Below are 13,910 nucleotides of genomic sequence, written 5' to 3' on the forward strand. Positions count from 1 at the left end.
AAATATCGTCGTTTTTAGACGGCCTGACTGAAGTAATTCGGAGTGATGATGACGTTTAAATTATATGTGTCTACTTTGGCAGCCTTGGTATTGGCAGCGTGTGCCCAACCCAATATGCCGCAGCAAAACAGTTGGCCGCAAGCGGATAACACAAGCAACTTTACCGCAGAAGGCCGCTTGGTAGTAAAAATGGACGGTAAAGGTTCGTATGCCAATTTTGATTGGGCGTATCAAAACCAAGTGCAAACCATCAACGTGAATACCCCATTGGGCAATACGGTCGGCCAATTGTGCCAAGATAAGCAGGGCGTATTGGCGGTGGACAATAAAGGGCAGGTTTATCACGCCCAAACCGCAGAACAATTAAGCCAGCAGTTATTGGGCTTTGAATTGCCGGTGCAATATCTGCATATTTGGGCAAATGGTAAACGCGTGGCCGATGCGCCGTATCAATTGCTTTCAGACGGCCGTTTACAGCAATTCGACTGGACCATCAGCCGAACGCTCAATCAGGCAGGCCAAGCACGTGTATTGTTATTGGAAAGCGCGAAATTGAGCGTGCGGCTGGTGTTTGATGAAATGGATACCCAGCCGGAACCGACTGCGCAACAACAATGCGCCACCCGTGGCTAAGGAGGCCGTATGAACATTCCGCAGCATGCGCAAGCTTTTTTAGCGCCGGCTAAGTTAAACTTGGATTTGCGCATTACCGGCCGCAGAGCAGACGGTTATCACGAATTGGAAAGCATTTTTTGCCTGATTGACTTGTATGACACTGTTTATCTGGCTTTGCGCGACGATGGCCAGATTGTGCTGCACACGCCTGTCGAAGGAGTGACGCAGGAGCAGGATTTAGCCTATCGTGCAGCTGCTGCATTAAAAACGCATACCCAATCTGCCGGTGGGGTGGATATTTGGTTGGACAAAAAGATTCCAATGGGTGGCGGATTAGGTGGAGGCAGCTCCGATGCGGCAATGGTTTTGATGGCGTTAAACCGATTATGGCAATGCGGCTTGAGCGAGCAAGAATTGATTGATTTGGGCGTTACGCTGGGGGCAGATGTGCCGTTTTTTATCTTTGGGCGCAGCGCATTTGCGCGTGGTGTCGGAGAGAAATTAATCGAAATAGATGTGCCAAAACAATGGTATGTTATTGTGAAGCCTGATGTGCATGTGGCAACCGGAAAAATTTTTTCCCATCCACACTTGACACGCGATTCCAAACCAAGCATAATGCCTGCTTTCCAAGCATTACAGCCATTTCGCAATGATATGCAGGCGGTGGTGTTTCAGGAGTATCCTGAAGTTTGGGAAGCTTATCTTGAGATGTCGAAGCATGGTGACGCATTAATGACCGGTTCCGGTGCGTGTATTTTTATTCCATGTCAGCTTCAAGAAGAAGCAGAAAATATATACCAACAAGTTTCTAAAATATATGAAGCATATTGTGTTGAAGGTTTAGCTGTTCATCCTTTGTTTCATGTATAAGTGAACCAGTTGGGGAGTCGTCAAGCGGTTAAGACACTGGATTTTGATTCCAGCATGCGAAGGTTCGAATCCTTCCTCCCCAGCCATCCACACTTTGTTGGGGAGTCGTCAAGCGGTTAAGACACTGGATTTTGATTCCAGCATGCGAAGGTTCGAATCCTTCCTCCCCAGCCAACACCCTTTATTGGGGAGTCGTCAAGCGGTTAAGACACTGGATTTTGATTCCAGCATGCGAAGGTTCGAATCCTTCCTCCCCAGCCAAATAAAAGCGTGTAAGTTTTCTTACACGCTTTTTTATCAGGCTGCGCCGTAAAACTTCGCCGTTCACGGCGGAGATATAAGGCGCGGACTGCGTAGCAGTCCTAAAACCGTTGATATTCAGTTAATCAGGCGTTTTCTGCTGTTCAATATACTGCCGAATAATCGTAATCGGCGCACCACCACAGCTACCTGCAAAATAAGACGGCGACCACAACGCACCGCCCCATAATTTTTGTTTGATGCTTGGATAATTTTTCTGTCTAATCATGCGGCTAGATACACCTTTCAAGCTGTTCACCAGTTTTGAAATAGACACTTTGGGCGGATAGTTCACAAGTAAATGAACATGGTCATCTTCGCCGTCAAATTCCACCAGTTGCGCTTCAAAATCGGTGCAGACGCTCTCAAAAATACCGCGCATATCGTCCAAAATTTCTTTTGTGAACACTTTTCGGCGATATTTTGCGACAAATACCAAATGTACATGAAGATTAAAAACAACGTGCCGACCACGTCTTAAATCAGTTTCTTTTTCCATAGACCAAGTGTAAAATTGCTAAAAATTCCATTATCCATGAAATCATGTTAATACTCAAAACATTCAAATTTGAACTGATGCCAAACGGCGAGCAAATCCGCAAAATGAAACAATTTTGCGGTTGTTCGCGTTTCGTATTCAATCGTGCTTTGGCGTATCAAAACGAACAATATCAACAAGATAATTCGTTCAAATTTAGCTACACCAAAATCGCAAATTTGCTGCCTGAATGGAAACGAGAATTAGACTGGCTAAAAGACTGCCACAGCCAAGTTTTGCAGCAAAGTTTGAAAGACTTGGAAAGCGCATTCAAAAACTTCTTTGCCAAACGCGCAGATTTCCCCAAATTCAAACGCAAAGGCGAAAAAGACAGTTTCCGCTTTCCGCAAGGCTGTAAATTGGAGCAGCAAAATAATCGTATCTATTTGCCCAAAATCGGTTGGGTGCGCTATCGCAACAGCCGACACGTTTCAGGCAGCCTGAAAAACGTAACCGTATCGCAAAAATGCGGTAAATGGTTTGTATCTATGCAAACCGAAACCGAGCAGGAAATCGCGCAGCCAAACGGTGGCGAAACTGGGATTGATATGGGTGTTGCCAAATTTGCAACATTGTCCAATGGTCAGTTTTTTGAGCCAATCAACGCATTCAAAACGTTGAAAGGCAAACTAGCAAAACTGCAAAAACAGTTCAAACACAAAACCAAATTCAGCAAAAACTGGCAGAAACTGAAAGCAAAAATCAGCCGTTTGCACCACAAAATCAGCAATATCCGTAAAAACTACCTGCACCAAATCAGCAGCGCAATCAGCCAAAACCACGCGATTGTGTATGTGGAAGATTTGCAGGTGGCGAATATGTCCAAATCCGCTAAAGGCAACGCCGTGCAGCATGGAAAAAACGTTGCTGCCAAATCAAGCTTAAACCGTGCGATTTTAGACCAGTCTTGGTTTGAGTTTCGCCGTCAGTTGGACTATAAGCTGTTGTGGCGCGGTGGGCATTTGGTGGCTGTTCCGCCACAAAATACCAGTCGTTGTTGCCCAGCTTGCGGACATACTGCCAAAGATAACCGTCAAACACAGGCAAACTTTGAATGTGTGCAATGTGGCTATCAAAACAATGCGGATATTGTGGGTGCAATCAATGTGTTAAAGCGCGGTCAAGAGATTTTGGCAGCGCAAAAGTAAAATGAAGTTTCAGGGCAGGACGTGCCCGTAGCGTCTGTGAAGTGAACCGTGCAGTAAGGCGGTCAGCAGCAGAAACCCACCGAAGCGATTTGTGAATGGCTCAATGCCGTTCACAAATCGCCGTAGGAATTCCCTCCCTTCAGGGAGGGAAGGACGTCAAGTTGTAAATTGACGAATTTATCTGCTGAATCCTTGGGTTTGTGTCTTATTTTGCGTATAATGTCGGGCTTAACGTCAATGTACACAAGCAGAGGAAAGCAAGATGTTTTCTGAGCAATGTTTGAATCAAAAATCAGGTGAAAATGATATGGCCGCATATGATAGTTTGATGGTATTTACCGGTAATGCCAATCCCGATTTAGCCCAACGTGTTGTGAAACACTTGGATATTTCATTGGGCGAAGCCAATGTAAGCAAATTCTCCGATGGTGAAGTCGCCATTGAATTATTGGAAAATGTACGCGGCCGCGATGTATTCATTCTGCAGCCGACTTGTGCGCCAACCAATGACAACCTGATGGAAATTCTGACCATGGCAGATGCCTTGAAGCGCGCCTCTGCCGGCCGTATTACTGCCGCGATTCCTTATTTCGGCTATGCCCGCCAAGACCGCCGCCCGCGTTCGGTTCGTGTGCCGATTTCGGCCAAATTGGTTGCCAATATGTTGTATTCAGCCGGTATCGACCGCGTGTTGACCGTTGATTTGCATGCCGACCAAATCCAAGGCTTCTTTGATATTCCAGTGGACAATATTTATGCCACGCCGGTTTTGCTCAATGACATTGCCCAGCAACGCATCGAAAACCTGACCGTCGTCAGCCCTGATATCGGTGGTGTGGTGCGTGCGCGTGCAGTAGCTAAAGCGCTGAATGTGGACTTGGCGATTATCGACAAACGTCGTCCTAAAGCCAACGTTGCCGAAGTAATGAACATCATCGGTGATGTTCAAGGCCGTACTTGTTTGATTATTGACGATATGATTGATACCGCCAATACCTTATGCAAAGCCGCTTCTGCACTGAAAGAGCGTGGTGCTGAACGTGTTTTGGCTTATGCAACGCATCCTGTATTCTCCGGCGCTGCCGTAGAGCGCATTTCATCATCTGACATTGATCAGGTAGTGGTAACTGATACCATTCCTTTGTCGGAAGCGGCAAAAAATTGCGACCGCATCCGTCAAGTAACTATTGCTGGTTTGTTGGCTGAAACGGTTCGCCGTATCAGCAATGAAGAATCTGTGTCCTATCTTTTCAATGAAGAAGTGACCACAACCTTTGGTGGTATTTTGCTGCCATAACACTCAGTCGTCTTAAGCTGGTCGCGGCCGATGACGATATTTTTAATCTAATTGGAGTATTTTTATTATGTCATACGAAATTCAAGCTACTGTTCGCGAAGATCAAGGCACTGGTGCGAGCCGCCGCCTGCGTCGCGAAGGTCAAATCCCTGCCATCTTGTACGGTGAAGGCCAAGATGCCGTGGCAATCGCAGTAGACCACAAAACCATGTACTACGCATTGGAAAAAGAATCTTTCCACACTGCGTTGATCAAATTGATTTTGGAAGGTAAAACTCAAGACGTTATCGTGCGCGATTTCCAGATGCACCCATTCCGTCAACAAGTTCAACACATCGATTTCCAAGCTGTTAAAGCCGATCAAAAAGTCCGCATCCGTGTACCATTGCACGTGGTTAATGCTGAAAACTCACATGCTGTTAAATTGCAAGGTGGCCGCGTTTCTTTGCTGAACACTTCAGTAGAAGTGTACGCTTTGCCTGCTAACATTCCTGCGTTCTTGGATTTGGATTGTTCTGCTGTTGTTGCCGGCGACATCTTGCACTTGTCAGACATCAAATTCCCGGAAGGCGTGGAAAGCGTTTCTCTGAAACGTGATGAAAACTTGGCTGTTGCTACTGTAACTGGTAAAAAACGCTAAGAAAATGTAATAAAAAAGCCCGCACTTGCGGGCTTTTTTATTGTTTACAGAATTGGAGCAGCCTGTTATATCCGCGCAGGCGTTCGTACTGTTACGGCGTACCGTCTTAAACGTACCTATAATTTAAAACGTAGGTACGGTTAGCTTTTTCAAAGCAAAGCCAACCGTACGAATGTCTGAGGCCGTCTGAAATTGTTTCAGACGGCCTCTCCAATGGTTTATTTCTTTTTGTTTGAAATGGGTTCACACTTACCATCGGTAGAAAATGCTGTTGCTGAAGCAGCATCGGAACATCGGTATGCGTTGCCTAAGCTGTCTATCCACATCGCTAAGGTGTAGCCTGTTTCAGATTTAGGCACGGCTGAAATACGGTAGCGGCGACCGGAATCTTTGTTTGCCAATTGTGCCTTGAATGTATATCGGTCGGTAACGGCTTTATCCATACCTTTGACATAATTGTCTTCAAATTTTGCCAATTTATCAGCAATATCCAATGATGGATTTTTAACCAATTCAGTTTTGATTTGGTTGTTAACGTTCACTAACTCAGTATGCGCTTGTGCCAAATAGCCACGTTCAATATAACGATTATAAGAAGGCAGGGCGATGGTTGCTAAAATACCAATAATGGCAACCGTGATCATCAATTCAACTAAAGTAAAGCCTTGATTATTTTTCATATTATTCATTCGCTACGTAAGACTGAAGCATAACGACAGTATTATTGTTTTTACCCCATGCTTTGGCAGTAACACGATAAATCATGCTGCCTTGGGAAGTATCGGTACTGATGTATTCGATAATGTATCTTGGGGGTTTTATTTTAACTCCATCTATTTGTTTAATATTGGTCTGTTGTCCATTCTTATCAATACATAATTCTTTATCACAGCTACGTTGCCATGCATTGTCGGTAGCAGATCCTTCAAGTTTTATAAGGCTATCTGTTGAAGGGGTTTTTATATTTTGAGCTAAACAAAGCCCCTGCTTGCAATCTGCTGTAAAGGTTGTGACCTTGTTGTCAAAATCTATAATTTTATTTTCACCTTCACGTAAAGCAGCTTCAGCTAAGCTCATTGCTAATTTACGGTCTGCCTCATTAGTGCTGATACGTTGTTCAGTGTTATAAGATTGCACTGCTGTTACTACTAAAAGCGCAATTACAATCATAATCATCAATACAATGAATAAAGCATAACCTTGCTGAGAAGATTTTTCATGAAAAGAATTTATCAGATTGGTCGGTCGGCGCATGTATTGCCTCCTCTTATTGCGGCGTCAATATTATAAATTTGAACATTATTCTCATTAGAGGCTTCTATATTTTGCCCCCCTTTACCTTTCAATGTAATACGAATTAAAGCCGGAGTAGTAGCCTCATTTTCTGCAGGGTTTGTGCGTAGAGGATCCTTTGGGTTAATTGTAGTGAAATTTTCTTCTTTCGGTGTAGAGGTAGAATCAACTAAAATATTTTCTGGGCAAGAATCTACATAGGTGTATTCTCTTTCCATGGATGTAACATGTAGAAACTAGTAGCGTTGTTTACAGCATTTCCAGGAGAATACTGAAACATGAACATGCACAAAAACACCCGTCTCACCCCGCACCACCGCCAAGCCATTTGGCTGGCCTACACGCAGGAAAAGGAAAGCGTCACCTCCCTGGCACGCCGCTACCAAGTCAGCCGCGTCACCATTTACCGCGCACTTAAAGCCGCAAGAGGCAGATTGCTCAAACCCCAAACCAGTACCAACAACCGTTTCAAACAGGCAAAGTACGGAATGAAACGCCTGGCCAAGGTAGAACGCGGCATTCAGGAAAAACTCAAAAGGCAGGCCAAACGCTACAATAAATCCTATCCCGGAGAGCTGGTACATCTCGATACCAAACGGCTGCCGCTGCTCAAAGGGCAGAAAGCCACCGATAAGCGGGATTACCTGTTTGTCGCCATTGACGATTTCTCAAGGGAGCTATACGCCGCCATTTTGCCGGACAAAACCGCAGACAGTGCTGCCAAGTTTCTGACCGAACACCTGATTGATCCTTGCCCATACCTGATTGAGTGCGTTTACTCCGACAACGGTACGGAATATAAAGGCTCAGCCAACCATGCTTTCGGTGTAGCCTGTTATGAGAACGGGATTGGTCAAAAGTTTACCCGGGTTGCCCGTCCGCAGACCAACGGTAAGGCGGAACGGGTTATCCGCACCCTGATGGAGATGTGGCATGAGAAACAGTTGTTTGACAGTCCGGAACACCGGCGAAAGGAGTTGTGCCGCTTTGTTAATTTCTATAACACTGTGAAGCCGCACCGCAGTTTGAACGGCGATACGCCGTTTGAGGTCTTGCAGGCTTATTTTTCTCAACCTGTGGTGTAAACAACGCGATGATTTCCTACATGTAACATCTTTGATTAGAAGTTGAGGTGCTTCCCAGTTTCCTGAGTCATTTAATTGGAAACGGTACAAGCCCTCTTGCTCACCAAATTTTCCAACTGCATAGGCTACAACCATATGCCTAAGGATAGAAATGGATCCTTTATTATCCTCACCTATTTCTTTAGAAAATGTATCGCTGGCATCATTCAAATTATTGTTAATAGGTTTATAAAGTCTATTGCAACTACTGAAAACAGCAACGTTTTTATTAGGAGCGGTGTCATCAATACCATACTGAAAAATGAGTATGGTGCTATCGGCGTTTGGGCTAAACCCTGGAGAATTAATTGTAGTAACTTCGACGATAGGAATCATTCCTTTATCTGTTGCGTTGCTTGCCAAATTAAATGGAGCTTTGCTTTCATCTTTTATAATAGCTGATGGAGGATAGTTAACCATATTAAAACAGCCAAAACTTCCTGCCATACGTGCATCGCGGACTAATAAAGTTGAAGCATGGCGTAAATCTTGTTGCACGCTTAATCGAGAAGTTGCTGCATTATTGAGGTTGCGGGCGGTAAAGTAGGTTGAAGTAACGGCCATTAAAACAATCATGCTTAATGCGCTGGCCACCAAAAATTCAATCAGGCTGAAGCCTTGCATTTTAGGTGGGTGATTAAAAGTAGGGCGTTTATTTTTCATTGTTATTCCGTAACGCGTGATTGATGGGTGTAAACTATATAATTTCCTGATGTAATTAAGCTTTTATTTTTTTTGTTTTCTTCATTATCCTCTTCTTCTTCTGCATCGGCTAGCCATAAAACTTTAATAACGGTATCTCCGCTGCCACTACACTCCCACTTAGGAGTTGGGGAAGCGTATGTTGGCGCTTTACCAGAGTCATCACGGCAAATCACAAAGAAAACTTGTTTGTCAGGAAAAGCAGATAATAATGCTTGACGAAATTCTTCAATTTGAGATATTGCAAAATTATCTTTACTTTCTATACCAGAGGACTTTTTCTTATCAGTAGTTAGATAATGGTCATAAGATTTTTTAACTACTCGCTCTACTTCATTGCCTGAAATATCTGTCTTGGATTCAACTGATAAAACCGGATTAATTAACATGCCTTCAATCATATTTTGCGTGATTTGAGAAACGATAGTTTGCGTTTCCCCTTCACGAACGCTGGAAACGGCGCGCAACTGTACAGAAAGTAAGGCAAGAATGCCGATGGCCAAAACAAACATGGAAATCAAGACTTCAATCAAAGTCATACCTTGTTGATTGGCTTTCAGACGGCCTTGCTGCTGAGCAGAAAAGAGTAATGTCGTTGTTTTCATCATTGTTATTTTTCGGAATATTGGCAAATATCACGCGAGTCGGATTTGGCGCAGATTTCTACACGGCCGCTGCCGTCGATAAACAATACGGTAGAGCGGGCTTTTTTATCATTATCGCTGCTTGCACGGGCATCAGTTAAGATAATTTGAGTGTAACCGCTAGGTGTCGGGAAATTGTCTGTCGCAGTAGGAGATTTATTCCAACGTACAAAATTACCGTTAGGTAGGAAAGTCCAGCGGACGTTGCTATCGGTGGTTTTGCTGCCGCTAAAGGGGTAAGCATAATAGCTATGGGTTATGCGATCATTATCTTTACTGTTTAAGATGATAGCGCGTAATTGAATATCGGTAGAAGTGCGTTGATATTGTTTGTTTTTATCGGTATCGGCAAAAGCCATCAAACCTTGGTTACCGAAACTGGCATTACAACTACCATTAGATTTGCCATCTTTTTTAATTTGAACCGGACAAACATAAACTGGAATATTTAGACGAACGGCTTCGCTGCGGGCGAAGCGCAGAAGATTGGCGATTTGTTCCGCATTGCTGGCCACGCGGCGCGATGCGATCCATTGGCTCATGTTGGGAAGGGCGATGACGGCCATGATTGCAATGATGGCAATCACGACCAACAGTTCGATAAGGGTAAAACCTTTTTGTTTGGCGTGCATGAGTATCGGTAAGTTTGGCGGAAGTTTATCGGTAATGTATGGTAATGCTTGGTTTTATATTTGTTTATATGCGTGTTACGCGTATTTCATTCTAAACGATATTGCCAAGTATTGCCTAATAAAATATGAAAAACGCTTAGTTTGGCGGCGGAATCTGTCTCAATCTTCCATCAATGCAGACTCGGGAACGTAGGCGGCATTGTCAAACTTGGTAAATTGCCCCATCCAAGTGAGGTGGACTTTGCCTGTTGGACCGTTACGGTGTTTGCCGATGATGCATTCTGCCAAGCCTTTAAGCGGCGATTCAGGATTGTAGTATTCATCGCGATACATAAACATAATTAGGTCGGCATCCTGTTCAATGGCACCGGATTCGCGCAAGTCGGACATCATCGGGCGTTTGTCGGTGCGCTGCTCAACGGTACGGCTAAGCTGTGACAGGGCGATCACCGGCACTTGCAATTCTTTGGCCAAGGCTTTGAGTGAGCGGGAAATTTCACCCAATTCAGACGCACGGTTGTCGGAACGGCCGGAGCCGGACATCAATTGCAGGTAGTCAATCACAATCAAGCCCAGTTTGCCGTTAAACTGGCGTGCCAAGCGGCGGGCGCGGGCGCGCAACTCGAGCGCGGTCAAACCCGGTGTTTCGTCGATATACATCGGCGCGTTGGTGAGTTTAATCACGGCTTCGTTGAAATTGAGCCAGTGTTGGTCTTGCAGGTTGCCGGTTTTCAAAACCTGCTGATCGACGCGGCCGACGGAGCTTAACACACGCATCACCAATTGCGCCGCGCCCATTTCCATCGAAAACACGGCAACAGGTAATTGTGCTTCAACGGCAACGTGCTCGGCAATGTTGATAGAAAAAGCGGTTTTACCCATAGACGGGCGGCCGGCGACGATAATCAAATCGCCCGGTTGCAGGCCGGAGGTTTTTTTGTCCAAATCGATAAAGCCGGTGGATACGCCGGTGACTTCTTCGGGGTTTTCACGCGAATAGAGCATGTCGATTTTGGCGACGACTTCATCCAATACATCGGGCATGCTTAAAAAGCCTTGTTTGGATTTAGCGGTACTCTCAGCAATTTGGAACACTTTGTTTTCGGCTTCGTCGAGCAACTGCCCGGCATCACGCCCCTGAGGATTGTAGGCGCTGCGGGCGATTTCGGTGCCGACTTCAGCCAATTGGCGCATGATGGAGCGCTCGCGCACGATTTCGGCGTAGCGGCGGATATTGGCGGCAGAAGGGGTGTTTTGCGCGAGGGTAATCAGGTAATTGAAACCGCCTGCTGATTCGAGCTCGTCATTGCGCTCTAAGGCTTCCTGCACGGTAATGACGTCGGCTGGACGGCTTTCGTTGATCAGCATGGCGATGGCACGGAAAATCAGGCGGTGCTCGTGGCGGTAGAAGTCTTCACCGGTAACGACATCTGCGATTCTGTCCCATGCTGCATTTTCCAAAAGCAGACCGCCCAAAACCGATTGCTCGGCTTCCATCGAATGCGGCGGCAAGGCCAAAGCCGTGACTTCACGGTCTTCAGACGGCATGTCAAGATAATCGTTCATGGCGTTTCATCCCCAAAAAATGCTTTGAATAAGAGACTGCTATTATATCGTAGTATAAGTTTAATTGGTTTTTTAAAGCCGAGACGGGTAGAATAAGGGACGTTACCTTTTCAAGGGTAATGCACACGACCAAAAGATAATTCATATATCAATAAATAGGAGTATCAACATGGAACACAAACTGCCTGAATTGCCATACGCTTTGGACGCTCTGGAGCCACATCTGTCTAAAGAAACGCTGGAATACCACTACGGCAAACACCATCAAACCTACATCACCAATCTGAACAACCAAATCAAAGGCACTGAATTTGAAGAAATGTCTTTGGAAGAAATCGTGAAAAAATCTTCAGGCGGCGTGTTTAACAACGCAGCCCAAACTTGGAACCACACTTTCTACTGGTTGGGCTTCACGCCTAAAGGCCAACAAAAACCTGCCGGCGAATTGGCTGCGGCTATTGATGCCAAATGGGGCAGCTTTGAAGCATTCCAAGAAGCATTCAACGCTTGTGCGGCCGGTACGTTTGGTTCAGGCTGGACTTGGTTGGTGAAAACCCCAGCCGGTGAATTGGATTTGGTATCGACTTCTAATGCAGCGACTCCGTTGACCACTGAAAACACCCCATTGCTGACTTGCGACGTGTGGGAACATGCTTACTACATCGACTACCGCAACAGCCGTCCTAACTACCTGAAAGGTTTCTGGGAAATCGTGAATTGGGATGAAGTGGCGAAACGCTTTGCTGCTTAATGCTGATTGATAGATGATAAATCAAGGCCGTCTGAAACTTTCAGACGGCCTATCTTATTACTGCAAATCAATATTCCTGCTCAACCGTATAGCTTGGCTGCTGGATAGTATAAGGTGCAGGTGTTTCATGTGCATTGCCGTATTCATCAATGGTGATGTAGCGCGGCTGCGACGTGGTTTGAGTCGGATGGCTTGTTTGGTAAACAGTCGGTGTATTTGACTGATAAGAATAAGGGCTGCTTTGCGGCTGGCGATAAGTCGGTTGCTCGGCAGCTTTCTCTTGCCGCTTTTCTTTGCGCGATTTTTTCTTTTCTTTTTTATCGTCATCATCATCGCCATCAGGGATGGCCGCGTCAATCAATGCGCCTGTGCCTTTGACCGCTAATTTGCCGGCAGTCAGAACAGTTGTGGCGGCTAAATCGGCAGCCGCGCCTACCACGCAACCGCTCAAGGTAAACGATACGATGAGCGGCAAAATCAAGGTATTGAGTTTCATCACTTTTGGCACCCGCAATGGTCGTCGTGATCATGGCTGCCGCAACCGGCTACTGCTTCGTGCCAAGCATCGTCGTCGCCGTCAAATTCTTCTACTTCGTCAAATTGGCCGTTTTCGACCAAAGCCACCAGCTCGGCCAAGCTGTCGGCACCTTCCACCCAGAAACACGGAATATCAGGCGGGGTATCCGGTGCCAAGAGGGCAGCGATGCCTTCGTGCCACGCGATCCAATAGCCGTTGGCTGTTTCAATAAATTGCGCATCTGGATGGATGGTTTCGTTTTCAGTGCCGATGAGCATGCGTTCGGCGATTTCTGCTTGGAAAGGTAAGGTTTGCATATCTGCTTTCTGTTTATCAGAGAATATCAGTCGCTATTGTAATAGGCCGTCTGAAAAAAATACAGCCGCACTTTCATGCGGCTGTATGGGTGATAACCACGGACATCGTCCCGTTAAAATTATTCTTCGTCGTTTGATAATACAAAACGGTAAATTGCCGCACCGATGGCGCCACCGATAATCGGAGCCACCCAGAACAGCCACAATTGTTCAACAGCCCAACCGCCTTGGAACAAAGCCACGCCGGTAGAACGAGCAGGGTTAACCGAAGTATTGGTTACCGGAATGCTGATCAAGTGAATCAGGGTCAAAGCTAAACCGATGGCGATTGGCGCGAAACCGGCTGGTGCGCGGCGGTCGGTCGAACCCATGATGATGATTAAGAAGAATGCGGTCAATACCACTTCAATCAGCAAAGCAGCCATCATATCGTAGCCGTTTGGCGAGTGTTCGCCGAAGCCGTTGCTGGCGAAGCCTGAAGCCGCAGCGTCAAAGCCTGCTTTACCTGAAGCGATGCAATACAATACGCCGGCTGCTGCAATCGCACCAATCACTTGGCAAACGATGTAAGGCAACAAATCTTTAGCGTTGAAACGGCCGCCCACAAACAAGCCCACAGATACCGCAGGGTTGAAGTGGCCACCTGAAATGTGGCCAACTGCGTAAGCCATGGTCAAAACAGTCAGACCAAATGCCAGAGATACACCGGCAAAACCGATACCCAGTTCCGGATAAGCTGCTGCCAAAACCGCGCTACCACAGCCGCCGAAAACCAGCCAGAATGTGCCGAAGAACTCAGCAAAATATTTTTTCATTTCATTTCCTTTCTGAGGAATGAGGTGATTATCATCGAAGCGCATGATAAGTAAATTAGCGTAAACTTGGGAAACAGGTTTACGTTATTTTTCAGGCTTTGACAAAACTAGACCATTGAAATTATGAAAAGAGACATT

17 protein-coding genes, 3 tRNA genes and 1 pseudogene are annotated in these 13,910 nt (G+C 45.8%); 10 read left to right on the forward strand and 11 right to left on the reverse strand.

What is annotated here, in order from left to right:
• Nucleotides 1-48: 48 nt before the first annotated feature.
• From lolB to GJV52_RS10180, 5 genes are all read left to right on the forward strand, one after another.
• Complete coding sequence (gene lolB / locus GJV52_RS10160; RefSeq protein WP_100564208.1) at nucleotides 49-633, forward strand: lipoprotein insertase outer membrane protein LolB; 585 nt, start codon at nucleotides 49-51, stop codon at nucleotides 631-633.
• Between the two features lie 9 nt (nucleotides 634-642).
• Nucleotides 643-1,488 carry a 4-(cytidine 5'-diphospho)-2-C-methyl-D-erythritol kinase gene (ispE, locus tag GJV52_RS10165; RefSeq protein WP_095502751.1) on the forward strand — a complete coding sequence of 282 codons (846 nt, stop codon included), beginning with the start codon at nucleotides 643-645 and terminating at the stop codon, nucleotides 1,486-1,488.
• 10 nt (nucleotides 1,489-1,498) lie between these two features.
• Nucleotides 1,499-1,574 (forward strand) — tRNA-Gln (locus GJV52_RS10170).
• 12 nt (nucleotides 1,575-1,586) lie between these two features.
• Nucleotides 1,587-1,662 (forward strand) — tRNA-Gln (locus tag GJV52_RS10175).
• An 11-nt stretch (nucleotides 1,663-1,673) separates the two neighbouring features.
• Nucleotides 1,674-1,749, forward strand: a tRNA-Gln gene (locus GJV52_RS10180).
• A gap of 121 nt (nucleotides 1,750-1,870) precedes the next feature.
• On the opposite strand, the gene tnpA is transcribed toward GJV52_RS10180, so the two are convergent.
• The gene (gene tnpA, locus GJV52_RS10185; RefSeq protein ID WP_095503171.1) at nucleotides 1,871-2,287 is read right to left on the reverse strand and encodes an IS200/IS605 family transposase; all 417 of its coding nucleotides are present in this window, start codon (nucleotides 2,285-2,287) and stop codon (nucleotides 1,871-1,873) included.
• A gap of 44 nt (nucleotides 2,288-2,331) precedes the next feature.
• On the opposite strand from tnpA, the gene GJV52_RS10190 reads away from it, so the two are divergent.
• The 3 genes from GJV52_RS10190 to GJV52_RS10200 all read left to right on the forward strand — a co-directional run bounded on the left by GJV52_RS10190 (nucleotide 2,332) and on the right by GJV52_RS10200 (nucleotide 5,411).
• Nucleotides 2,332-3,474, forward strand: a complete 1,143-nt coding sequence (locus GJV52_RS10190; protein ID WP_095503172.1) for an RNA-guided endonuclease InsQ/TnpB family protein — start codon at nucleotides 2,332-2,334, stop codon at nucleotides 3,472-3,474.
• A gap of 307 nt (nucleotides 3,475-3,781) precedes the next feature.
• Nucleotides 3,782-4,771, forward strand: coding sequence for a ribose-phosphate pyrophosphokinase (locus tag GJV52_RS10195; protein WP_095503778.1), 990 nt, complete (start codon nucleotides 3,782-3,784; stop codon nucleotides 4,769-4,771).
• A gap of 67 nt (nucleotides 4,772-4,838) precedes the next feature.
• Nucleotides 4,839-5,411, forward strand: coding sequence for a 50S ribosomal protein L25/general stress protein Ctc (locus GJV52_RS10200; protein WP_100564612.1), 573 nt, complete (start codon nucleotides 4,839-4,841; stop codon nucleotides 5,409-5,411).
• 218 nt (nucleotides 5,412-5,629) lie between these two features.
• On the opposite strand, the gene GJV52_RS10205 is transcribed toward GJV52_RS10200, so the two are convergent.
• From GJV52_RS10205 to GJV52_RS10215, 3 genes are read right to left on the reverse strand one after another with little or no spacing between them, the layout of a single operon-like run.
• Complete coding sequence (locus tag GJV52_RS10205) at nucleotides 5,630-6,091, reverse strand: PilX family type IV pilin (RefSeq protein ID WP_195690038.1); 462 nt, start codon at nucleotides 6,089-6,091, stop codon at nucleotides 5,630-5,632.
• Between the two features lies 1 nt (nucleotide 6,092).
• Entirely contained in the window at nucleotides 6,093-6,665 is a 573-nt protein-coding gene (locus GJV52_RS10210) for a pilus assembly PilX family protein (RefSeq protein WP_095503774.1), read from the reverse strand.
• Nucleotides 6,644-6,922, reverse strand: a complete 279-nt coding sequence (locus tag GJV52_RS10215; RefSeq protein ID WP_154212894.1) for a hypothetical protein — start codon at nucleotides 6,920-6,922, stop codon at nucleotides 6,644-6,646. Before GJV52_RS10215 ends, GJV52_RS10210 begins: the two co-directional genes overlap by 22 nt.
• A 60-nt stretch (nucleotides 6,923-6,982) precedes the next feature.
• Here GJV52_RS10215 and GJV52_RS10220 point away from each other — a divergent pair, with 60 nt between their 5' ends.
• Complete coding sequence (locus GJV52_RS10220) at nucleotides 6,983-7,789, forward strand: integrase core domain-containing protein (RefSeq protein ID WP_154212829.1); 807 nt, start codon at nucleotides 6,983-6,985, stop codon at nucleotides 7,787-7,789.
• A 627-nt stretch (nucleotides 7,790-8,416) separates the two neighbouring features.
• Here the strand turns inward: GJV52_RS10220 and GJV52_RS13525 are convergent.
• The 4 genes and pseudogenes from GJV52_RS13525 to dnaB all read right to left on the reverse strand — a co-directional run.
• A pseudogene (locus GJV52_RS13525) lies at nucleotides 8,417-8,491 on the reverse strand (prepilin-type N-terminal cleavage/methylation domain-containing protein); the annotation flags it as partial.
• Nucleotides 8,492-8,493: 2 nt separating this feature from the next.
• Nucleotides 8,494-9,138 carry a type IV pilus modification protein PilV gene (pilV, locus tag GJV52_RS10230; RefSeq protein WP_229436967.1) on the reverse strand — a complete coding sequence of 215 codons (645 nt, stop codon included), beginning with the start codon at nucleotides 9,136-9,138 and terminating at the stop codon, nucleotides 8,494-8,496.
• 2 nt (nucleotides 9,139-9,140) lie between these two features.
• A complete protein-coding gene (locus tag GJV52_RS10235; RefSeq protein ID WP_095503772.1) occupies nucleotides 9,141-9,806 on the reverse strand; it encodes a GspH/FimT family pseudopilin in 666 nt (221 codons plus the stop codon).
• 159 nt (nucleotides 9,807-9,965) lie between these two features.
• Nucleotides 9,966-11,372: a replicative DNA helicase gene (dnaB, locus tag GJV52_RS10240; protein WP_095503771.1), complete on the reverse strand. Its 1,407-nt coding sequence runs from the start codon at nucleotides 11,370-11,372 to the stop codon at nucleotides 9,966-9,968.
• A 169-nt stretch (nucleotides 11,373-11,541) separates the two neighbouring features.
• On the opposite strand from dnaB, the gene GJV52_RS10245 reads away from it, so the two are divergent.
• The gene (locus GJV52_RS10245; RefSeq protein ID WP_100563973.1) at nucleotides 11,542-12,123 is read left to right on the forward strand and encodes a superoxide dismutase; all 582 of its coding nucleotides are present in this window, start codon (nucleotides 11,542-11,544) and stop codon (nucleotides 12,121-12,123) included.
• A 67-nt stretch (nucleotides 12,124-12,190) separates the two neighbouring features.
• Here the strand turns inward: GJV52_RS10245 and GJV52_RS13455 are convergent, their stop codons facing one another.
• From GJV52_RS13455 to aqpZ, 3 genes are all read right to left on the reverse strand, one after another.
• A complete protein-coding gene (locus GJV52_RS13455; RefSeq protein WP_195690039.1) occupies nucleotides 12,191-12,619 on the reverse strand; it encodes an NF038104 family lipoprotein in 429 nt (142 codons plus the stop codon).
• Entirely contained in the window at nucleotides 12,619-12,957 is a 339-nt protein-coding gene (locus GJV52_RS10255) for a general secretion pathway protein GspG (RefSeq protein ID WP_100563971.1), read from the reverse strand. The genes GJV52_RS13455 and GJV52_RS10255 overlap by 1 nt, the downstream gene beginning before the upstream one ends.
• Nucleotides 12,958-13,076: 119 nt before the next feature.
• Nucleotides 13,077-13,772: an aquaporin Z gene (gene aqpZ / locus GJV52_RS10260; RefSeq protein ID WP_095503768.1), complete on the reverse strand. Its 696-nt coding sequence runs from the start codon at nucleotides 13,770-13,772 to the stop codon at nucleotides 13,077-13,079.
• Nucleotides 13,773-13,910: the final 138 nt, after the last annotated feature.

The organism is Neisseria brasiliensis, from assembly GCF_009671065.1.
GTDB classification, from domain to species: domain Bacteria; phylum Pseudomonadota; class Gammaproteobacteria; order Burkholderiales; family Neisseriaceae; genus Neisseria; species Neisseria brasiliensis.

Bases quoted from the DNA above. Each gene is read 5' to 3' on its own strand.
- GJV52_RS10215 (WP_154212894.1), bottom strand. From the start codon at position 6,922: ATGGAAAGAGAATACACCTATGTAGATTCTTGCCCAGAAAATATTTTA.
- dnaB (WP_095503771.1), bottom strand. From the start codon at position 11,372: ATGAACGATTATCTTGACATGCCGTCTGAAGACCGTGAAGTCACGGCT.
- GJV52_RS10200 (WP_100564612.1), top strand. From the start codon at position 4,839: ATGTCATACGAAATTCAAGCTACTGTTCGCGAAGATCAAGGCACTGGT.
- GJV52_RS10195 (WP_095503778.1), top strand. From the start codon at position 3,782: ATGGCCGCATATGATAGTTTGATGGTATTTACCGGTAATGCCAATCCC.
- ispE (WP_095502751.1), top strand. From the start codon at position 643: ATGAACATTCCGCAGCATGCGCAAGCTTTTTTAGCGCCGGCTAAGTTA.
- GJV52_RS13455 (WP_195690039.1), bottom strand. From the start codon at position 12,619: ATGAAACTCAATACCTTGATTTTGCCGCTCATCGTATCGTTTACCTTG.
- GJV52_RS10235 (WP_095503772.1), bottom strand. From the start codon at position 9,806: ATGCACGCCAAACAAAAAGGTTTTACCCTTATCGAACTGTTGGTCGTG.
- GJV52_RS10210 (WP_095503774.1), bottom strand. From the start codon at position 6,665: ATGCGCCGACCGACCAATCTGATAAATTCTTTTCATGAAAAATCTTCT.
- tnpA (WP_095503171.1), bottom strand. From the start codon at position 2,287: ATGGAAAAAGAAACTGATTTAAGACGTGGTCGGCACGTTGTTTTTAAT.
- pilV (WP_229436967.1), bottom strand. From the start codon at position 9,138: ATGATGAAAACAACGACATTACTCTTTTCTGCTCAGCAGCAAGGCCGT.
- GJV52_RS10205 (WP_195690038.1), bottom strand. From the start codon at position 6,091: ATGAAAAATAATCAAGGCTTTACTTTAGTTGAATTGATGATCACGGTT.
- GJV52_RS10220 (WP_154212829.1), top strand. From the start codon at position 6,983: ATGAACATGCACAAAAACACCCGTCTCACCCCGCACCACCGCCAAGCC.
- GJV52_RS10245 (WP_100563973.1), top strand. From the start codon at position 11,542: ATGGAACACAAACTGCCTGAATTGCCATACGCTTTGGACGCTCTGGAG.
- lolB (WP_100564208.1), top strand. From the start codon at position 49: ATGACGTTTAAATTATATGTGTCTACTTTGGCAGCCTTGGTATTGGCA.
- aqpZ (WP_095503768.1), bottom strand. From the start codon at position 13,772: ATGAAAAAATATTTTGCTGAGTTCTTCGGCACATTCTGGCTGGTTTTC.
- GJV52_RS10190 (WP_095503172.1), top strand. From the start codon at position 2,332: ATGTTAATACTCAAAACATTCAAATTTGAACTGATGCCAAACGGCGAG.
- GJV52_RS10255 (WP_100563971.1), bottom strand. From the start codon at position 12,957: ATGCAAACCTTACCTTTCCAAGCAGAAATCGCCGAACGCATGCTCATC.